Genomic DNA, 19,355 nt, shown 5'->3' on the forward strand with positions numbered 1-19,355 from the left:
CCCGCGCTGACGGTTCAGCCGTGCCCGTTGTTCCGCATCTGCAGCGTCCGGGCGATCCACGACAGGGCGCCTGCGAAGAGCAGAAGCAGAGCACACACGAGGAAGGTCGACGACGACCCGAGATAGGTGAAACCGAGCCCGCCGACCACACCGGCGATGGCCAGCCCGATGTCGAAGTTCATGTTCCAGGCGACGCTGGCCCGACTCGGCGAACTGACCGCGGCGAAGGCCATGACGAGGCTTGCCGACTGCATGGCACCCAAACCCAGCCCGATGATGAGCATCGAGACGAACAGCGTCCCACCGTAGGAGACGACAGCGCAGACCAGCCCGATCGCCGTCAGGACGAGCCCCAAGATGTTGAGGGCGAACGGCGGGAAGCTGTCCGAAACGGCCCCGACGACGAAGCGTCCGATGACCGCCGAGATCTGCATCCCGGCGATGAACAGGGCCGCCACGCCGACGTCCTCACCCGGACCGAAGCCGACGATGATCCCGAAGACGATCATGCCGACGAGGAATGGAGACAGCATGAGGACGAGCCCGAGGGCCTCCCCCGCCCAGCGTCCCACCTTTCGGAGGCTCCGCTTCTCGTTGCGACCGGACCGAACCCCGACCATCTCGTTGCCGCTGACCGGTTCTCCCGCGTCGTCATTCCCTCGCCGAGGCGGCCGACCGGGTACGTATCTGAGCACAGTGGGGATGGCCAAGAGGAGACTGGCGCAGACGATGACGCGGAAGGTCCAGATCGGGATCGTCTCGACCAGCCACAGTCCCAGCGGAGCTCCGACGGCCGCAGCCAGGGAGGTGATCCCACCGAAGAAGCCCAGCGCCTTGCCGATCCGTCCCGGCGCGGTCGTTCCCGGGACCGCGGCATTGGCGAGGACGACGAAGAGCCCGAACCCGACGCCTCCGCAGAGTCCGGCGAGGACGAGTGCCAACAGGGGCGGGGTGACGAAGAGACCGAGGAGCTGGCCGAGGAACTGCAGCACAAGAGCCAACATGAGCGAGGCCTTGAAACCGAAGACGCGACCGGCCCACGGGGCGAAGGGCTGGGCGACGATGACACCGATCATCATCGTCGTCAGCACGGACCCGCCGGTGACGGTCGACAGTCCGTCCGTCGCTGCAATCGTCACCATCGTCGAATAGCTGAAGAAGAACGCGGAGAACCCGAACATCGCCGTCCACACCAGACCCAACAGGGCCGGGGTGTACGTCGCCTGAGACGGATGTTCGGGGTCCATAGTCCGAGGTTACGACATCGGCACTGCATCTGCCGTGCCCGCACCATCTGCCGTCCATCCGGCGCAGAAGTGTTCACCTCCACGTCAGAATGATCGCCTACCATCGGTCCATGAACTCATCGGAACTCAGCTCGGACCTCAAACGCGACGCTTCCAGTGGCACCATCGACACCGCATTCGTCCTCAAATTCGAACCGCTCTATACCCTCACGGACCTCGAGTCGGAGATCTTCAGTGATATCGGCCTGAAGACGAAGGTCCGCGAATCGTTCAAACGCAAGCATTTCCTCAAGGTCGCCGAGTGGAAGGCCATCGGAGTTCTGCCGAGCCTCGAGGAGATCTCGTCCGACGACATCGACTTCGTCACCGCCGTCGCGCTCGACGATGACACACCCAACCGCTTCCGTCTGCCTTTGCTGCAGATGCTGCCCGGAGTGGGAATCCCGATGGCCAGCACCCTGCTCACCGTGGTCAATCCCAAGAAATTCTCCATCATGGATTCCCGGGCGCTGACCGTTCTGCACGATTTCGCTCTCGTACCCACGGACAATCCGGCCCAGATGGACTATCAGACCTACCGCAAACTCATGAAGTCCCTGGCCAAGGGAGCCACCTGCGCTCCGATCGACCTATACCGGGCCCTCATCGCCTATTCGCGGCAGGAACGGGACTGAGGTCTTCACCACCAAGGGGCGGATCTGCCGACAGCCAGCGGACACGATACTCTGCCGGCGGCGTGGGAACGGATCTTTCTCAGGCGGCCAGCTCCTGCAGACGCCTCTGCCAGAACGCGATCTCCTCGGTCAGTCGGGCCGGGTCCAGACCATCCGCGTACCGGGTGAGCTCGTCCTCCTGCGTCGGTGACATGACTCCCGCTGCGCGCAGACGATCGAACGGTGTGCGCGGTTCGTCGTAGATGCGCCGCTGCTCGCCGTGACCCTCATCGGCCCAGCCAGCCGGTTTGCGTGTGGGAGTGAAGTAGTTGAGCCGGTCGTCGACCGCGCGCCAGAGTCCGTTGAGTGCAGACCGGGCCTCGTCGGTGTCATAGCGGCGGATATTGCCGTATTCGTGGACAAGATGCTGATGCCGTGACGCTTCCGGAAGCCGATCGCGTCGGAGATCTTTGAGCACCGGACTGAAATGGATATCCAGTCCCCGCGCCCACCGGTCGGTCGCCTCGTGGACGGTGTCATCGGCATTGCTCAGCTCGATCGCATTGACCCAGAAGGGAATCCCCTGCACCTCATCGAGTGACCACTGCAGCACGTCCACTATGGTGTCCGGTGCGTTGCCGGCAAGGCTGTAGGTGAAGACCCAACCAGTGTGCAGGCAGGAGACGCTGATCGTGAACACACAGTTCGACGCGCGAGTCGGTCCTGCGTGGGCGATGGTGTCGACGAGGAAGAATCCGGGTTCGTACTCGTTCGGTCCCGAAGCGAAGTCGAGGAAGTCTTCGCTGGGACTGGTGAATCGTTTCGTCGTCACCCGACGGTCTCGGAAGTCCTCGGCTCGCGCGGTGCGCAGGTACCTGTCGATCGATGCCGGACTGACGGCGAGCAGCTCGGCCCGGACCTCGAGGCTGTAGCCGTCTCGGTCGGGCACCAGGGCGCCGTGGCGTTCGGCCGCATCGAGCAGCTGCGGCATCACGGCGGCCAGGTACTTTCCGCTCTGGAACCCTGACCACTCCCAGATCCGAACGAGGAATGCACGCGATTCAGGTGAGTATTTGCAGCACCTCGACGCCTGCTGGTCGGCGGGCGGATCGTCGTAGTCATCGTCTTCCCCGGTGCGGAAGGCCGCCAAGCGGCGCCGCGCATGGTCACGTGACCACCCGGTGAGGATCATGACCTCGTCGAGGATCCACCCTTTGTCCTTCTTCCGCGCCGACGAATACAACTCGAGATAGTCATCGACATCGAATTCTGCTTCAGTTGTCTCTGGGGAAGGAATACTCTGAATATTCTGCTGATCGTGCATCAATTTTCTTTGTTCCTCCGAATTCGGGGAAGCCACTTCTTTGTTTTCGCTCTGCCCCGGAACGATTTGCATGATGCTATTCTGAGTTCAGGCAGGAGGTCTTCCTAAACGACAGAAGACGCAGAGATGTCACAGACTGCAGCACGGCTGCTCGGGCTATTGTCACTGTTGATGGTGCCCCGAACCTGGTCGGGAACCGAATTGGCAGATCGTCTGGAAGTGAGTCCGCGGACCGTCCGGAACGATATCGGTACGCTCCGCGATATCGGCTACTCGATCGACGGCACACGCGGAACCGAGGGCGGATATCGTCTCTCCTCCAACGGCGTGGGCATCCCGCCGCTCATGTTCGACGCCGATGAAGCGGTGGCGGTCGCCGTCGGCCTCCACTCGGGGCTGAGCTGCATCATCGGCGGAATGGAAGAGACTTCGGCACTGGCACTGGCGAAGCTCGAGACCATTCTCCCCACCGCAGTCCGGGCACGGGTGCAGAGCCTCGCGCACTTCACTGTTCCGGTCGTCGGCAATCAGCCGATGCCGATTGTCGACCCCAACCTCATCGTCACTCTCATCGACCACTGTCGCCGACACGAACGCCTGCGCTTCACCTACCTCAGCGAACCGTCCGACCGCTCGCCCGGCAGCACAGGTGACTCACGCGCCACCGGCCCAGGCACAGCCGACCCAGACACCGGAGGCTCTCCCCTACCGAACGCCCCGAGCAGCCCCTCGGCACACGAGGTCCATCTGGAAGTCGAGGCTTACCGACTGGTCAATCGTCAGCACCGCTGGCACCTGCTGGCCTTCGAACCCCGGGCCGAGGACTGGCGAGTCTTCAGCGCAGAACGCATCGTGCCGAAGACCCCGAGCGGCCGCAGCTTCACTCCGCGCCCGCTGCCGGCCGACGACATCGGTGACTTCGTCGAACGACACGTCACGGAACCCAGGTGGCGGCATTCGGCCCAAGTCATCGTCAACGCCCCGGCGGCCTCGGTGATGAAGAAGCTCGCGTCCGCCGAAGGCACGGTCGAAGCACTCGAGGACAGCCGCTGTCTCGTCACTGTCGGCGGCCAGAGCCTGACCACGATGGCCCTGGCCCTGGCGCGTTTGGACACCGACTTCACCGTCATCGACAGTCCCGACCTCCGCGAATGCCTCCACCGACTCTCGGTCCAGCTCGGTCGGGCCGCTGATGGCCATGCGGAACCCGACCTCGCACCTTCCCGAGCGAAGAATGCGGCTCCCCGCGCAGCGAAATAGGAATAAGGTCACAACCCGGCATAAAAGCCTTTGTGCGAATATGTGAAATTTCGCGGGCCTGCCCCGTGAGTCATGTCCATTCCTTGTCGCCCGAGAACACCGAGCGGTAACTTTCCTGGATACGTTTCAGGTATCGGTTCGCTTGATAGCGACTAATCCATTCGGGCCGCTGCCGACCATAATCCCTAAACCTCTGATCGGAGAAATGAGATGCTTCCGCCGTGCTTCGGCACAGCAACGAGTCCTCGTGCCGCCATCCTCGATTCCGACGGCAGGCCGCAGTGACAGCAACAGACGACGGACGGTCGATGACGACCGGGCATCTCCGCAGCGCTGACGTTCTCGCCGAGCGCATCCGCCGCACGAACATCATCTATGCCCGCCTCTATGGGCCGCTGGTGGTGCTGGTGATCGCCGCATCGTTCTTCCCCTACTACTCCCCCGAATCGGACAGTTCGGTCACGTACGGGAACCTGTGGCAGGAAGTCCTCATCATCGGACGGGGAGTCGACGTCTTCGCACTCTTCGCTCTGCTGTTCACCACCGGGCTGCTGTGCCTGGCAGCGGTGGGTCGCACGACAATCGCCGTCCTGATCGCGATTCTCACCGGCGCGATCGTCATCGGCTGCACCCTCCTGCAGGCACCCGGCTATGTCAGCCCACCGGCGCTGACGATCTTCGGCATCATCGACATCTCACTGAGCTTCCTCATCGCCGCGATCACCGTGGTGCATTCCCTGCACCTGTTCACCCTCGACCTCGGGTTCCAGCGTCGCACCGCATGAGACCAGCGCCGCCCAGCGTGAAAGCAGCGTCGCACCGCGCAAGACGACGGCGCTTCACCCGTTCAGCTGGCCGATCTCCCCGCGGCCTGCAGTGCCGGGATGACCTCATTGCGGGTCAGCGGTGCGAATTGGCGTGCCTCACTGTCCGCGGGCAGTGGGTCGATGGGAAACCAGCCGGCTTCGGCGATCTCGGCCAGATGCGCGATGTTCTCCACATCGAGTGCCGCCGGCAGACCGTCATAGCAGAACACGTCACCGATGACACGGTGATCGGCTTCGTTCGCCGCCGCGGCAGCGAAAGTGCCCAATGCGTGCAGCCGGTGACGATCCAGGTCGAGTCCGAGCTCCTCGGCGATCTCACGGACGATGGTGTCCTCAGCGGTCTCCCCCTCTTCGGGTTTGCCGCCGGGCAGCATGAAGGAACTGGTCCCGGCCTTGCGCACCATGAGCAGTTCCCGACGCTGCGGGTGGAGGAGGACGAGCGCGGAGACGCGGATGTCATTCATTCCGACCACACTCCGGACGCTCCTCGGCGGTGGGAATCGAGCAGGTGTGTGTCGACCAGGCCGATGGCCTCCATCAGCGCATACATCGTCGTCGGTCCGACGAAGCGGAACCCCTTCTTCTTCAGTGCCTTCGACAGCGCCACGGATTCCGGTCCGGTCGTCGGGATCTCGGCAATGGTGCGCGGTCGCGGGGTCTGCGCAGGCTGGAACGACCACAGGAACGCATCGAGTCCGCCGTCTTCACGCAGTTCGATCACGCGCGCGGCATTGTTGATGCAGGCTTCGATCTTGCCGCGGTGGCGGATGATCCCGGAATCGGACAGCAGCTGCTCGATCTCGCTTTCGCCGAAGCGGGCGACGGCATCGGGATCGAATCCGGCGAAGACCTCACGGAACCGTTCCCGCTTCTTCAGAATCGTCAGCCACGACAGTCCTGCTTGGAATCCTTCGAGGCTCATCCGCTCGAACAGCCCCGCCTCGTCGTGGATGGGCAGACCCCACTCGCTGTCGTAGTAGTCCAGCAGCATCGGGTCACCGTACGCCCACGGGGTGCGGGCAAGTCCGTCGTCGCCGGTGACGGCTCCTACGGATGCGCTCGGCTGTGATTCATCGTCCATCCTGCAACCGTATCGCGTGGCACTGACATTGCCCGCGCACCCCCACGCTCCGGCCTCCTGCGGCACCGGTCCAGCCTCGTGTCAGACGTCTCCGATAGGGTGCGGCCATGACTTCAGTGCTCCTCCTCGGCTTCGGTGCCATCGGCCGTCACGTCGCCCGGCTGCTCTCTCCCGAGCTCGAGTCCGGGGCGCTCAACCTGACCGCCCTGGTCTCGGATCGAGCCAAGCACAGAGGTCGCCCGAATCACGGCGCCGAGGTGGTCGACCTCCCCACGCTCACCACCCCAGTTCACGAGCCGGCCCCATCGTTGCCTGCTCCGTCGTCGCAATCACCGTCGCCGAGGGTGTTCGACCGCTTCGATGTCATCGTCGAATGCGCTGGGGTTCCCGCTGCCGCCCGATTCGGCCCCGCCGTCATCGCGGCCGGTCGCCCCTTCGTGCTCACCAGTGTCGGAGCCATGGCCGATCCCGGCACCCGTGCGGGTCTGCTCGCCGGACCCGGCCGCCTGCATGTGACCAATGGGGCGATCGGCGGACTCGATGTGCTCGAGGCGGCGGCTCAGTCCGAGGGCCTCGACAGCGTCGAAATCACCACCTCCAAGGAGGCGAGCGGACTCATCCGACCGTGGATGTCCGAGCCCGAAGCCGAGCGTCTGCGCGGCCTCCGCCCTGAGGACGGGCCCCTGACGGTGTTCGCGGGCAACCCCGCCGAGGCGATCGAGAAGTTCCCCGCCAACGTCAATATCGCCGTCGCCCTCGCCTGGGCCACCCGCGGACTGAGTTCTGCCGCACCCATTTCAGCCTCAGGAGCCAGAACGGCGTCGACCGACTCCGCACCTGAACGCACCGATGCCGACTTACTCGGTGCCTCGTTGGAGCGGGTGCGGGTCGTGCTCCAGGCGGTCGCCGGTCAGACCCATTCCGCCCACCGGATCCGGGCGTCCGGGTCCGCAGGGGAATTCGCGTTCGACATCCGGTCGACGCCGAGCCCGGAGAACCCCGCCACCAGCGGTTTGACGGCCCTGTCCGTCGCCCGCACCCTGCGCACCGTGCTTGCACAGATATGACGGCGCCCGGGACCGCCGACCGTCAGGCCAGAGATCCCGGGCGCCGCACTCACCCGCCGGATTCAGTCATCCGGACATCGCGATTCAGTCATCGCGGTGGATGATGTTCTCCTGCAGCTGGAGGAATTCGACGTGACGTTCGTACTGGTCGAGCACGTCATCGATGATCTGCTCCTTCGAGAAGCCCATGATGTCGTAGCCCTGACCGGTGCCGCCGTCGAGGTAGACCTCCATCCGGTAGTAGTCCTCGCCGGTTCCGCGTGGGACCATTCCTCCGAATGACGGCACGCTGACCTTGTGCGGCCACACCTGATAGCGGAACGGGTATTCCCCGTCTCCGTCGACCTCGAACTGGAAGAGTTCGCCGTCGTCGACGAACACGCCTTCGGAATCGACGCGACCGCAGCGCGACGAGATTCCGCGGCCCTCCATCTCTTCGGCCACCTCGTTGAGGGTGGGGATGAGGACCTTCTGCTCGAACTCCTCGGCACGCGCCTTGTTCGGGAAGGACAGCACCCGCCCGAGCTGACGCTGCCAGGTCTCGTGACCGGGCCCTCGGGAGCGGCGGGCCAAAGAGCCGGGCAGGGTCGTATCGACGCTGTCGACGCGGTTCGCCTCGACCCGCAGCGCCTTGTACAGGCCGATCATGACGAGGATGACGACGAAGGCGAAGGGCAGGCCCATGATCACCGTCGCGTTCTGCAGGGCGCCGATGCCCCCGACGAGCAGCATCGCCACCGTCAGGGCACCGGTCGACAGGGCCCAGAAGATGCGCAGTCCGGCGCGTCCGTCCTCGGCGGGGTTGCGCAGGTTCGACGACAGGTTCGCCATCACCAGGGCCGCGGAGTCAGCGGTGGTGACGTAGAACAGCAGCGCCGTGATCGTGGCCAGAGCGGCGATGACGGCGAAGGCCGGGTAGCGTGAGAGCAGATCGTAGAACCCGCCCTCAGGACTGAGCATTACCGACTCACCGAACTTCTTGTCACCGCTGCGGATGATGTCCAGAGCCGAGTTTCCGTAGATCGAGATCCACATGAAGATGTAGATGAACGGAATCGTCAGGGTGCCCAGCACGAACTGGCGGATGGTGCGTCCGCGGGAGATCCGGGCGAGGAAGAGTCCGACGAACGAGGCGAAGGCGATCCACCAAGCCCAGAAGAACAGGGTCCAGTCGGTCATCCACGTGCCGGTGTCTTCGAAGGCGAAGGTCTGACCGGCCATGTTCGGGAACAGGCGAACGAAGTCGGTGACATTGAGGACGAAGGCGTTGAGCAGGAACTTCGTGTTCCCGGCCACGAGGACCCAGAGGCTCAAAGCGATCGCGAGGACGACGTTGAGGATGGAGAGGAACTTGATTCCCTTGTCCACACCGGAGACTGCCGAGAGCGTGGCGACACCGACTCCGACGACGACGATGCCGACCTGGGTGCCGACGCCGATGGGTATTCCGAAGACAGTGTTGAGGCCGACGTTGACCATGACGACGCCGATGCCCAACGAGGTGGCCACACCGAAGATCGTGCCCAGCAGGGCAGCGAAGTCGACCGTCTCGCCCAAAGCACCATGGACGCGTTTGCCGAAGATCGGGGCCAGCGCCGAGCGGATCGCCAGCGGCATATTCATCCGGTAGGCGAAGTAGGCCAGGGCCATGCCCATGAGCGCGTAGAGCCCCCAGCCGCTCAGGCCGTAGTGGAAGAGCGCCCACACAGTGGATTCGCGGGCCGCGTCCACAGTTTCGGCCTCGGTGCTCGGCGGGGTGAGGTACATCGTGACCGGTTCGGCCACGGCGAAGAACATGAGGTCGGTGCTGATGCCGGCGGCGAAGAGCATCGATGCCCAGGCGACGAGGCCGAATTCGGGTTTCGAGTGTTCGGGGCCGAGCTTCGTATTGCCATAGCGGGAGGCCGCCAAGTAGATGACGAAGACGAGCACGGCGAGGACGAGGAGGACGTAGAACCAACCGAACCAATCGGAGGTCCAGCCGACGACTGCACCGAGGACCGTCTCGGCGTTGGTCGGTGAGATGAGGGCCCATACGGTGATGGCGAGCGCCACCAGTGCTGCCGCCAGGAACACCTTCTTATTCACTGGAGGCAGCGACGGCGTCACCTTGCCCTTCGCCTCTCCCCTCGGGTCACCCGGCGGGGTGTCGACTGATGCTGACATGGTTGTGCTCCTTATCCGGACGCTGTTGCGTCGTGGCATCGGACCCGGTCGAACAGGGTGCTCAACCGAGCATGATCAACGGCTGTTGCTTCAAGAATTTCCGTCATCGCCGATCCCCCGGATCCCCGGGGACGGCCAACAACGGAGGTTACCACATAGACACTTCCGGTCACTTATCCTGTGATGCCACGCGAATCTGCAGATCAGCGACTCACTCTCACCGAGGTGGGGCTTCACCGACCGTGTCGTCGTCGGTGAAGCCCCACCCGCCTCGGCAGAACGTACATCGAGCCTCAGAGGGAGACGAAGAACAGCGCGGCAGCCATCACCACCCCGGAGCCGAGGAATGTGATGACGGTGTAGCCGAGGATGTCCCGCATCTTCAGCCCCGCGATCGCGAGCACCGGCAGCACCCAGAAGGGCTGGAGCATGTTCGTCCACTGGTCGCCATAGGACACGGCCATGATCGCGATCGACGGGTCGACGCCGAGCTGGTTGGCCGCATCGAGCATGATCGGGCCCTGCACGGCGAACTGTCCGCCGCCGGAGGGGACGAAGAAGTTGACGAGTCCGGCCGAGAGCAGAGCGAGGACGCCGAAGGTCGTGGTGTTCGAGATCGAGACGAAGGCGTCGGAGAACACGGCGATGAGTCCGGTGGTCGACATGATGCCGAGGATTCCCGCGTAGAGCGGGAACTGCAGGAGGATCTCGCCGACGTTCGACGCCGCCTCCTTCGTCAGGTGGATGAGCTCGAACGGGTTGCGCACGAGCAGGAGGATGAGCGCGAGGAACGACCAGTTGACGATGTCGAGGGTCAGTCCCCCGCCTTGGGCGAAGTGGATGATGAGATACGCGACGAGAGCGAGACCGACGATGAGGGTGAGCACTCGTGAGGCGTCGATCCGGTCGGCCGGAGTGACGATCTCCTCGTCGACCTCGCTCTGCCCCTCCGAACTCACCGAGGCGGGGAGTTCGTAGACCGCGGCGCCGGCCTTGGGCGCGACGAGGAAGAACAGGAGCGCGCAGACGATGATGACACCGGCGATAGCCAGCAGGTTCCAGCCGGCGAAGATCGTCTCCGACACCGGGACCGTCTGTCCGCCGAGGGATTCGGAGAGGAAGGAGTCCGGAGTGGCCGCGGTCAGCGGGCCCGATCCCGAATACCCCATATGCCAGACGACGAATCCGGAGTAGCCGGCGGCGACGAGCAGCGGAAAGTGGACCTTGATGCCGCGTTCGCGTGACTGCACGGCGATCTCACGGGCGAGCAGGGCGCCGACGACGAGGCCGAGTCCCCAGGTGATGAGGCTGGCGAGCGCGGCGACGACGAAGACGAAGACATAGGCGAAGGTGGCGTTCCCGGGAACTCGGGCGAGCCGGGCCAGCAGCTTCCGCACGGGCCCGGTGTTGGCGAGGATGTGCCCGAGCAGGAGGATCAGACACATCTGCGTCATGAACTCGAGCAGACCGGCCAGTCCCTCACCCCAGCCGGTGACGACGTCCGTCGGGCCGGCATCGGTGAAGATGAACGCGAGGACGGCGACGATGAGGGTGAGGACGATGGCGAAGGTCAGGGCCGAGGGAATCCACTGTTCGAGGAATCGGTTGACCGGCCGCATGATCCCTTTTGAGGCTGCGGCGTTGACCTGGGTCGACGGCTTCGGTGCCGACATGGGAAGACCTCCCGCTGAGAATTATGAGAATTGGCTGTGCGTGGTCTCAGCATACAATCAGGGCGCTGTCCCTGTAAGAGACAGCGCCCTGAGCGCGATCACAACCCGGTCACGATCGGAACCCGGATTCTCGGGCTCCGCGCGGACCGATCAGTCCTGTTTGTACACGTCAGTCCTGTTTGTACACGAGCTGCTTGTTGACGAATTCGTCCATCGCCAGCGGACCGAGTTCCCGACCGACGCCGGAGCGCTTGACTCCGCCGAAGGGCAGGTATTCGCGGCTGCCCTCCGGAGCGTTGAGGAAGACCATGCCGGAATCGATCTGGTCACCGACGCGTTCGGCACGGGCGATGTCACTGGAGAACACTGCGGCGCCCAGGCCGAAGGGGGTGTCGTTGGCGAGCTCGACGGCTTCTTCCTCGCTGCTGACCTTGTAGACGATGACAGCGGGTCCGAAGAGCTCTTCGTAGTACCCGCGCATGCCCTTCTGGACATCGGTGAGGACGACGGGTTCGACGTAGGCTCCGCCGCCGTCGTACTTCTTACCGCCGGCCAGCAGGGTCGCGCCCTCGCTGACGGTGTCCTGGACCTGCTCAACGAAGCGGTCGGCGGCGGCCACCGACGACAGCGGGGACAGTCGGGAACCCTCCTCGCCGGGAACGGCGGGGGTGTTCTTCTTGGCCGCCTCGGTGATGGAGGAGACGAAGTCGTCGTAGATGTCGTCCATGACGATCATCCGCTTGGGCGAGTTGCAGGCCTGGCCGGTGTTGCCCATGCGGGTGTTGAAGAAGGTCTTCGCGGACTTCTGGACGTCGTCCGTGTCGAGCAGGATATAGGGGTCGGATCCGCCGAGTTCGAGCACGACCTTCTTGAGGTTCTTTCCGGCCTCGGCAGCGACGGCGGCACCGGCGCGTTCGGATCCGGTCAGGGACACTCCGTGGTTGCGCGGGTCGGGCAGGATGATGTCGGCGACCTGCTCGTTGCTGGCGTAGATGTTGATGTACGCGCCTTCGGGCAGGCCTGCCTCGATGAAGATCTCTTCCATGATCTGTGCCGAGCGGGGGCACTGCGGGGCGTGCTTGAGCAGGATCGTGTTGCCCAGGGCCAGGTTCGGGGCGGCGAAGCGGGCGACCTGGTAGTAGGGGAAGTTCCACGGCATGATGCCCAGCAGCGAGCCGACGGGCTTGCGGCGGATCATGGCGGTGGCGTCCTTGGGTCCGCGCAGTGGTTCGTCGGCCATGAAGGCTTCGGCGTTGTCGGCGAAGTACTTGTAGATCATCGAGCTCAGCAGGACCTCGCCCTTGCCCTCGGGCACGGACTTGCCCATTTCGAGCTTGATGACTTCGGCGAGCTCCTCGGCGCGCTCGGCGTAGATCTCGGACACGCGCGTGAGGATGGCGGCGCGCTCGGCCACCGTGGTCCGGCTCCACTCGTCGAATGTCGTCGCCGAACGATCGAGGGCGGCGAGGATCTCGGCATCGGTGGCGGTGGGGAATTCTTCGGCGACTTGGCCGGTCGCCGGGTCGGTGACGCGATACATGGTGGTGGTCATGACGGTTCTCTCTTCACTTCGGGGCAGAACGTCGGTCACCTCCCAACCTATGGCCGATGCCCGGCCCCGGCAATCCGTGTCTCACCTCCTGGGCGAGTTCTTGAGCATCTTGTCAGCCGGCGCCGAGGCGGTGCCCCGGCGCCGCTGTCATCTGCGCGGGCTCGTCGACGGGTCAGGTCCGCCGACGAACCCGTCGGCATCGCTCATTCACCGACGCAGCACCTCATCCGGTGACACCGGTGATCTCATCGGTGGCGTGCGGCAGCTCAGCGCTCTTCTCCACCTTCCCGGTATCGAGATCGACGATGTGGATCTCGGACTTCTCCGGTTCGGACACATAGGCCTTCTCTCCCTGCACGAACAGGGTCGGTCGGGCCTGCTGCCAGTCGACCGGTTCCTTCCATTCGTCGATGACGGGGTATTCCTCATCGATGTCACCGGACTTCGGGTCGATGACCCGCAGCGTCCCATCGGTGCCGAGGACGAGGGCCTCACCGTCCGGGCCGCGACCCAGCGAACGGAAGCTGTACGAGGCGCCGAGGTCGACGAGCTTCATCGTGCCCGCCTCGGTGTCGGTGAGGCTGACGCGCTCAGGACGCTCGAGCTCGGCGTCTTCGTCGACCTTGTAGTCGCCGAGAACGACTGGCGACTCGTCGCTGCCGGCCTGATTGCCGATGCGCCCGTAGTCATCCTCCGCATCGACCTTGCTGAATTCGCCGTCCTTGTACAGCAGTATTCCGTCCTCGCATCCGAGCGCGATGGCCTCGTCCTCGGCCGCCGCCTCGCCGTGGACGCCGGGGCAGTCCTCGCTGCGGGCGATCTCCTTGCCTTCGGCGTCGACGACCTTCGCCCCGGAGCGCTCCTCCTCGGTGCCGATGGTGTGCAGAGTCGAGCCGTCTTCGAGCCTGACCGCGACACCGTGATGCGGTTCCTCAGCCTGAATCACCTGAGGTTCCGGTGCGCCTTCGGCGAAGGAGTCGGTGTCGAAGGTCTGGATCTTGCCGTCCCCGTCGCCGAAGAGCACGGTCGTCCCGCCGTGCCGGACGACGTGCCCGGGCGTGTCGGTTTCGTAGACCGTGTCGGTCAGGGTCGGCGCCGCCGCGTAGCTGTGCGTGTGGTCGCCGTGCTCTTCGGTCCAGACCCCGGCGTCGAAGAGCCGGAACCCCTCGGCCACGGAGACCATGACGTGGCGGGAGTCGCCGACGGGGTTGACCCGATTGAAGCCTTCGAGCTTCGTATCGTCGATGACCTCGAGGGTCTGCGCGTCGAGCGTCATGATCCCACCGTCGTAGGTGGTCACCAGCCGCGGGGCGGGTGCGTCGAGTTCCTCGGCGTCCTCGGCCCCGGCCTGTTCGCCGCTGTGTTCGTCGTGACCGTCCGTTTCGCTTCCGTTCGTGCCGCAGGCAGACAGCAGCAGGGTCGCGGCGAGGGCCGCGGATGCGGAGCCGATGATCGTGCGGTGTCGCCTCATCAGTGGTGTTCTCATCTCTTCTGTTCTCTCTTCTTCTCTGTGGTGGATCTCAATCTTCGGGTGCCAGTCCCGCGGCGATGGCCTCGGCGTTGGCTTTCTGCATGTCGATGTAGGTGGCGGCGCCCCCGTCGGCCTCGGTCAGGGATTCCGAGTACAGGGGCACCACCTCGACCTCTGTATCAACCTCACCGGAGAGCGCCTCGGCGAGTTTCTGCGGTTGGGAAGAGTCGGCGAAGATCGTCGGCACACCTGCTTCCTCGACCGTTCTGGCGAGATCCTCGAGGTCGGCCGCCGAGGGTGAGGCGAGCGTCGTGCCGCTGGGCAGGACCGCACCGATGACCTCGAAGTCGAAGCGCTCGGCGAAGTAGCCGAACACGTGGTGGTTGGTCACGAGCCTCCGCCGGTCGGCAGGAATCGCCTCGGCGATGTCCGCGATCTCGGCATCGAGGTCTTTCAGCTGGTCCCGGTAGGTGTCTGCGTAATCGGCGACCGCATCGGCGATCTCACTTTCGACCTGTTCTGCCAGGATGTCTTCGATGGCGTCGACGGCGGTGAGCATGCGTTCCGGGTCGGTCCAGAAGTGCGGATCCGCCTGACCCGAGCTCTCCCCGCTGCGATAGTCGAGCGGATCGATGTGTTCCCCGACCTCGAGGACCTCGACGCCCTCGCTGCGGGCATTGTCGAGGTTGGCGTTCAGTCCCTCTTCGAGTCCGAGGCCGTTGGACACGATGAGATCCGCTGACTCCATCTGCCCGGCTTCCTTCGCCGAGATGCCGAAGGAGTGGGGATCGGCGTTGGGTTTCATCAGCACCGTGACGTCGGCGGATTCTCCGACGACATTGCGCACGACATCGCCGAGGATGTTCGTCGTCACGACGATGCGCGGGGTCTCCTGCCCGGTCGAGCAGGCCGTGACCGCGGCGGTGAGGCCGAGGGCGAGCGCCGCAGCGAACAGCGAAGGGAACGGTCGGGGCCTGCGCGGATCTCTCCGGCGTCCGCGCCTCGCGCCTCCCGTGCTCATCGGCCGGTGACCGCGAGCGCGGCCGGAGTTCCGCCGACGTCGAAGCTGCGCGCCTGGCGTAGCCCGTCGGCCTGGTCGAGTTCGAGGACGGTGCCGGAACTCGGGTCGCTGACATAGGTGCGCTCCCGGTCGACGACGACATCGGGACCGGACCCGTGCCCCTCGCTCTCCGTCTTCGGAACGTCGACGAGGTTCTCCTTCGTCTCCGACTCTCCCGATTCCGGATCGATCGAATAGGCGGTGCCGTCGGCGTCGAGGGCGACCACGGCGGAGTCGTCGCCGGCCACGGAGGCGGCGACCACCTCGGCGCCGGTGTCGGCATACGTCCACTCACCGGACTTCGCATCGAACAGGCCGATTCCGTGGTCATCGAGAGGTGCGGCGGCGAGGTCGCGGCCGACCTCCACAGACCAGGCACGCGACCCGTCGGCCTCGTCGGGGTAGGGCACGAGCTTCGCGGAGAGTTCGTCATCGAACGTCACCAGGCCCTCGGCGCAGGCGAAGGCGGGGCCCTCTCTGGTGACCCCGGCGCCGTGGATCTCCGCGCAGTCCTCATCGACGGGCGCGGCTTTGCCATTCTCGTCGTAGACGGCGAGTGAGGACGGCAGATCCTCCGACGATTCGCCGGGGACCGTGGAGATCAGGTGGTCTTCATAGGGCACCGCAACACCGTGATGGGGGCCGGGCCTGATGGTGCCGAGCTGCTCGACGTTCCCGTCGCCGAGTCCGCCGCGGTCGAGGAGCTTCGCGCGGCCTTCCCCGTCGAAGAAGAGGGCGACGCCCGTGCCGGCCGAGACGACATGGGCGGGGTCGGCGCCGGTGACCGCGTCGAGCGCTGTCGGTTCGGCACGGTAGTAGTGCTTGTGGTCGCCGTGGTCGACGGTCCAGACTCCCGTGTCGACGGGGGTCACGGTCCCGGCCTCCTGATCGGCGAGGTAGAGAAAGCGGGCGTCGGCCGCGGCAAGTGTGGTGTCCGCGGCTGCAGGCACCTCGAGCATGGTCTCCTCGCTGAGAAGGTCCAGGATCTGCACGGCACCTGATTCCGAGTCGCTGACGCTCAGGCGCAGCTGCGGTTCGCTCGCCTCCTCGGCGCCTTCGACGTAGCCGTGCGGGGTGGCGGAATCGGTGTCGGACTCGGCCGCTTCCGGAGTGGCATTCTGACATCCGACGAGCAGTGCGGCGGCCGCGAGGATCGATGCGGCGGCGGGGAGTGGCAGGTTCTTCATGACGACTTTCTAATGATATTCATTCTCATTACTAGTGAGATACTAGCGCATTGCGGAGTCGCTTCGCGACGAGGACGAGAAAGAAGGCCCCGACGGCGACGAGGGCGATCGTCGCCCCGGCCGAGGTTCCCGCATGCCAGCTGATCAACAGACCCGCGAAGGTCGCGAAGGCACCGAGGGCCGCCGCGGCGACCATCATCGTCCCGACGCTCCTGAACAGCAGGAATGCAGTGGCCGGCGGTCCGATGAGGAGCCCGAAGACGAGCAGCGTGCCGACGACCTGGAACGACGCGACCACCGCCAGGGCCGTGAGGACGAGCAGCGCCGCATGGGCCCACCCTGGCCGCATACCCAGGGTGGCGGACTTGCGCTCATCGAAGGCCAGGGCGAGGAACGGCCGCCGCAGAAGGATGCAGGCGAGCACGCCGAGGATGGTCGCGACGCCGAGGATGACGAGATCGACCCAGCGGACGCCGAGCACGTCCCCGAACAGGAAGGCGGTGAGGTCGACGGCGAAGGACTGCGAATGGGAGATGATGACGACGCCGAATGCGAGCATGCCGACGAACAGCAGCCCGATGCTCACATCCTGGGACAGCTTGGATTCACGTGCGACCCAGGTGATGCCCGCGGCCATGAGCAGGGCGCTGATCGCTGCGCCGACCATCAGATGCCCACCGAGCAGGGCGGCGATCGCAACCCCGGGGAGCATGCCGTGGGACATCGCATCCCCGAAGAACGCAAGGCCGCGCAGCACCACCCAGGTGCCGATGCAGCCGCAGAGAACGGCCGCGAGGACGCCGGCGATGAGCGCGCGGAGGACGAAGGAGACACCGAAGGGCTCGAGGAGGAATTCCATTCCTGTGATGATAGTCGTTATCATTATTGAATGGAGAAATCGCCGCCCGCTGTCGACGTCACGGGCCTGACCTGCCACTACGGCGGGCATCTCGCCGTCGATGCCATCGACCTGCACATTCCGGCCGGGGCGGTCACCGCGCTCGTCGGCCACAACGGCTCCGGCAAGTCCACCGTGCTCATGGCCCTGGCCGGGCTGCTCCGGCCCAGCGCCGGAGCGATCGCGGGCTGCCCTGCCGATATCGCCTTCGTCCCCCAGCACAGCAGCGCTCCCGACCATCTGCCGGTCACGGTCAGGCAGACGGTCGAAATGGGCCGCTGGAGGACTACGGGCCCCTTCGGTCGCCTCAGCCGGGGGGATCGCCTGATCGTCGACGACTGTCTCGAACGGCTGCACATCTCCGATCTTGCCGACCGTCTCCTCGGCGGCCTCTCGGGTGGCCAGCGGCAGCGTACGCTCGTCGCCCAAGGATTGGCCCAGGACGCACCCCTGTTGCTCCTCGATGAACCGTTGGCGGGAGTCGACTCCCATGCCGTCGCGCTCATCGATCGAGCCATCGACGGGGCACGTTCCGAAGGGACGACAATCGTCCTGGCCACTCACGACGAGGCGCAGGCCCGCTCCGCGGATCAGGTGGTCCGCCTGCACCGAGGATCCGTTGCCGAGGTGCGCACACGGGGCCGAGGAAGCGGCTCAGAGACACTCCCGGAGCACAGACGACTGCTACGGTAACCCCATGGCCAGTGTGACTGAACTCGTGAAGCGCTACTACACCACCGTCGATGCCGGCGATGCGGACGCCACCTCGGCGCTGTTCGCCGCCGACGCCAGCTATGATCGGCCCGGCTATCCGACGATGGTCGGCCGGCAGATCACCGACTTCTACCATGGCGAACGCGTCATCGAATCCGGTGCGCATTCGCTGCAGGAGATCCTCGTCGACGGTGATCGCGCATCCAGCCGCGGCGTCTTCAGCGGCCGTCTCAAGGACGGCTCTGAGACCTCGGTGGGCTTCGCGGACTTCTTCCTCTTCGACACCGATGGCCTCATCGCCGAACGCACCACGTACTTCTACCAAGCAGCGGTCTGAGCCGCTGCGGCTGATCACATCGTGTTGACGATCAGTCCGATGTGCGTGTAGAAGTTCATCGCGCCGAAGAGGACGAACACGATTCCGGTGATCGTCCAGACCACGCCGGTCACGGAGATCGCAGCTCCACCGACCGGTGCGTCGACCGGGGTGCTGAGTACCTTGCGCACCGCGAAGGGGAACAGCACCGCTCCGAGACCGACCAGGGCGAAGAGCAGTGACATGAATGTGGCTTCGATGACCGGGTAGTCAGCAAAGGCACCTGAGATCGGCTCCTGCGGCGGAGCGGCGAAGAGCTGATAGACCGTACCCGCGAGCGCAATGGCGAAGAGCGCCAGTCCGAGCGCGGCGATGAAGATCGACAGCGGCTTCACCGTGCTTGCCGCCATGCCCAGCGGATCGGCATCGGCCTTGAGGTCGGCCCCGCGCTTCCACAGATACCAGGCAGCGGCGAGCATGAGTACGCCGAACGCGAGGCTCGTCTCACCGAAGATGACGTTGTCGAAGGCGAATCCGCCCGCTGCCAGCGGCCAGGTCAGCGTCATGTGCAGACCGGTCAGGGTGAGGATGAGTCCCAGCACGCCGAAGATCAGCGCCCATCCGTCGGTGCTGAGCGCGTGTCTGCCTCCGCGCCATTTCGATCCTGCGCTGTCAGCGACTCCGGCCGCCCCTCCGGCACAGCGCAGTTCCCGGTAGAACAGGACGACGGCGAGCAGTCCGGCTCCGACCGCCACTGACATGATCGTGTTGTAGGTGGGCATCGTGACCCAATCGATCATTCCCGGCGATTCGACGCCGGTGAAGAATCCGCCCATGGTGATTTCCTCCTGAGGTGATC

Annotated in this window: 18 protein-coding genes; 6 read left to right on the top strand and 12 right to left on the bottom strand. The window is 65.1% G+C overall.

The window, feature by feature from the left end; all coding sequences use genetic code 11:
- Window positions 1-14: 14 nt before the first annotated feature.
- Entirely contained in the window at window positions 15-1,247 is a 1,233-nt protein-coding gene (locus AC3CD9_RS11665) for an MFS transporter (protein WP_488364021.1), read from the bottom strand.
- A gap of 110 nt (window positions 1,248-1,357) precedes the next feature.
- Between AC3CD9_RS11665 and AC3CD9_RS11670 the strand changes: the two genes are divergently transcribed.
- Complete coding sequence (locus AC3CD9_RS11670; protein ID WP_488364022.1) at window positions 1,358-1,921, top strand: hypothetical protein; 564 nt, start codon at window positions 1,358-1,360, stop codon at window positions 1,919-1,921.
- A 79-nt stretch (window positions 1,922-2,000) separates the two neighbouring features.
- On the opposite strand, the gene AC3CD9_RS11675 is transcribed toward AC3CD9_RS11670, so the two are convergent.
- Window positions 2,001-3,224 (bottom strand): hypothetical protein, encoded by a 1,224-nt coding sequence (locus AC3CD9_RS11675; RefSeq protein ID WP_488364023.1) that lies wholly within the window; start codon window positions 3,222-3,224, stop codon window positions 2,001-2,003.
- A gap of 126 nt (window positions 3,225-3,350) precedes the next feature.
- Here AC3CD9_RS11675 and AC3CD9_RS11680 point away from each other — a divergent pair, with 126 nt between their 5' ends.
- Together AC3CD9_RS11680 and AC3CD9_RS11685 are read left to right on the top strand one after the other, a co-directional pair.
- A complete protein-coding gene (locus tag AC3CD9_RS11680; protein ID WP_488364024.1) occupies window positions 3,351-4,484 on the top strand; it encodes a helix-turn-helix transcriptional regulator in 1,134 nt (377 codons plus the stop codon).
- 281 nt (window positions 4,485-4,765) lie between these two features.
- On the top strand, window positions 4,766-5,269 hold the full coding sequence (locus AC3CD9_RS11685) for a hypothetical protein (RefSeq protein ID WP_488364025.1): 504 nt from the start codon (window positions 4,766-4,768) through the stop codon (window positions 5,267-5,269).
- Window positions 5,270-5,331: 62 nt separating this feature from the next.
- On the opposite strand, the gene AC3CD9_RS11690 is transcribed toward AC3CD9_RS11685, so the two are convergent.
- Window positions 5,332-5,775 (bottom strand): NUDIX hydrolase, encoded by a 444-nt coding sequence (locus AC3CD9_RS11690; protein ID WP_488364026.1) that lies wholly within the window; start codon window positions 5,773-5,775, stop codon window positions 5,332-5,334.
- Window positions 5,772-6,392 (bottom strand): DNA-3-methyladenine glycosylase I, encoded by a 621-nt coding sequence (locus AC3CD9_RS11695; protein WP_488364027.1) that lies wholly within the window; start codon window positions 6,390-6,392, stop codon window positions 5,772-5,774. The genes AC3CD9_RS11690 and AC3CD9_RS11695 overlap by 4 nt, the downstream gene beginning before the upstream one ends.
- Window positions 6,393-6,499: 107 nt before the next feature.
- Between AC3CD9_RS11695 and AC3CD9_RS11700 the strand changes: the two genes are divergently transcribed.
- Entirely contained in the window at window positions 6,500-7,459 is a 960-nt protein-coding gene (locus tag AC3CD9_RS11700; RefSeq protein ID WP_488364028.1) for an aspartate dehydrogenase domain-containing protein, read from the top strand.
- Window positions 7,460-7,543: 84 nt separating this feature from the next.
- On the opposite strand, the gene betT is transcribed toward AC3CD9_RS11700, so the two are convergent.
- The 7 genes from betT to aztB all read right to left on the bottom strand — a co-directional run bounded on the left by betT (window position 7,544) and on the right by aztB (window position 17,427).
- Entirely contained in the window at window positions 7,544-9,625 is a 2,082-nt protein-coding gene (gene betT, locus AC3CD9_RS11705) for a choline BCCT transporter BetT (protein WP_488364029.1), read from the bottom strand.
- 293 nt (window positions 9,626-9,918) lie between these two features.
- Window positions 9,919-11,298 (bottom strand): short-chain fatty acid transporter, encoded by a 1,380-nt coding sequence (locus tag AC3CD9_RS11710; protein WP_488364030.1) that lies wholly within the window; start codon window positions 11,296-11,298, stop codon window positions 9,919-9,921.
- A 169-nt stretch (window positions 11,299-11,467) separates the two neighbouring features.
- The gene (locus AC3CD9_RS11715) at window positions 11,468-12,850 is read right to left on the bottom strand and encodes an NAD-dependent succinate-semialdehyde dehydrogenase (protein WP_488364031.1); all 1,383 of its coding nucleotides are present in this window, start codon (window positions 12,848-12,850) and stop codon (window positions 11,468-11,470) included.
- A 223-nt stretch (window positions 12,851-13,073) separates the two neighbouring features.
- A complete protein-coding gene (gene aztD / locus AC3CD9_RS11720; RefSeq protein WP_488364032.1) occupies window positions 13,074-14,321 on the bottom strand; it encodes a zinc metallochaperone AztD in 1,248 nt (415 codons plus the stop codon).
- 49 nt (window positions 14,322-14,370) lie between these two features.
- A complete protein-coding gene (gene aztC, locus AC3CD9_RS11725) occupies window positions 14,371-15,342 on the bottom strand; it encodes a zinc ABC transporter substrate-binding protein AztC (protein WP_488364033.1) in 972 nt (323 codons plus the stop codon).
- Window positions 15,339-16,568, bottom strand: a complete 1,230-nt coding sequence (locus tag AC3CD9_RS11730; RefSeq protein WP_488364034.1) for a YncE family protein — start codon at window positions 16,566-16,568, stop codon at window positions 15,339-15,341. The genes aztC and AC3CD9_RS11730 overlap by 4 nt, the downstream gene beginning before the upstream one ends.
- A gap of 31 nt (window positions 16,569-16,599) precedes the next feature.
- Window positions 16,600-17,427: a zinc ABC transporter permease AztB gene (gene aztB / locus AC3CD9_RS11735; protein WP_488364035.1), complete on the bottom strand. Its 828-nt coding sequence runs from the start codon at window positions 17,425-17,427 to the stop codon at window positions 16,600-16,602.
- A gap of 30 nt (window positions 17,428-17,457) precedes the next feature.
- Between aztB and aztA the strand changes: the two genes are divergently transcribed.
- Together aztA and AC3CD9_RS11745 are read left to right on the top strand one after the other, a co-directional pair.
- On the top strand, window positions 17,458-18,159 hold the full coding sequence (aztA, locus tag AC3CD9_RS11740; RefSeq protein WP_488364036.1) for a zinc ABC transporter ATP-binding protein AztA: 702 nt from the start codon (window positions 17,458-17,460) through the stop codon (window positions 18,157-18,159).
- 4 nt (window positions 18,160-18,163) lie between these two features.
- Window positions 18,164-18,517, top strand: coding sequence for a nuclear transport factor 2 family protein (locus tag AC3CD9_RS11745; RefSeq protein WP_488364037.1), 354 nt, complete (start codon window positions 18,164-18,166; stop codon window positions 18,515-18,517).
- A gap of 14 nt (window positions 18,518-18,531) precedes the next feature.
- On the opposite strand, the gene AC3CD9_RS11750 is transcribed toward AC3CD9_RS11745, so the two are convergent.
- Window positions 18,532-19,332, bottom strand: a complete 801-nt coding sequence (locus AC3CD9_RS11750) for a DUF981 family protein (protein ID WP_488364038.1) — start codon at window positions 19,330-19,332, stop codon at window positions 18,532-18,534.
- Window positions 19,333-19,355 lie beyond the last annotated feature (23 nt).

It is taken from the genome of Brevibacterium sp. MGP-B1, from assembly GCF_057766545.1.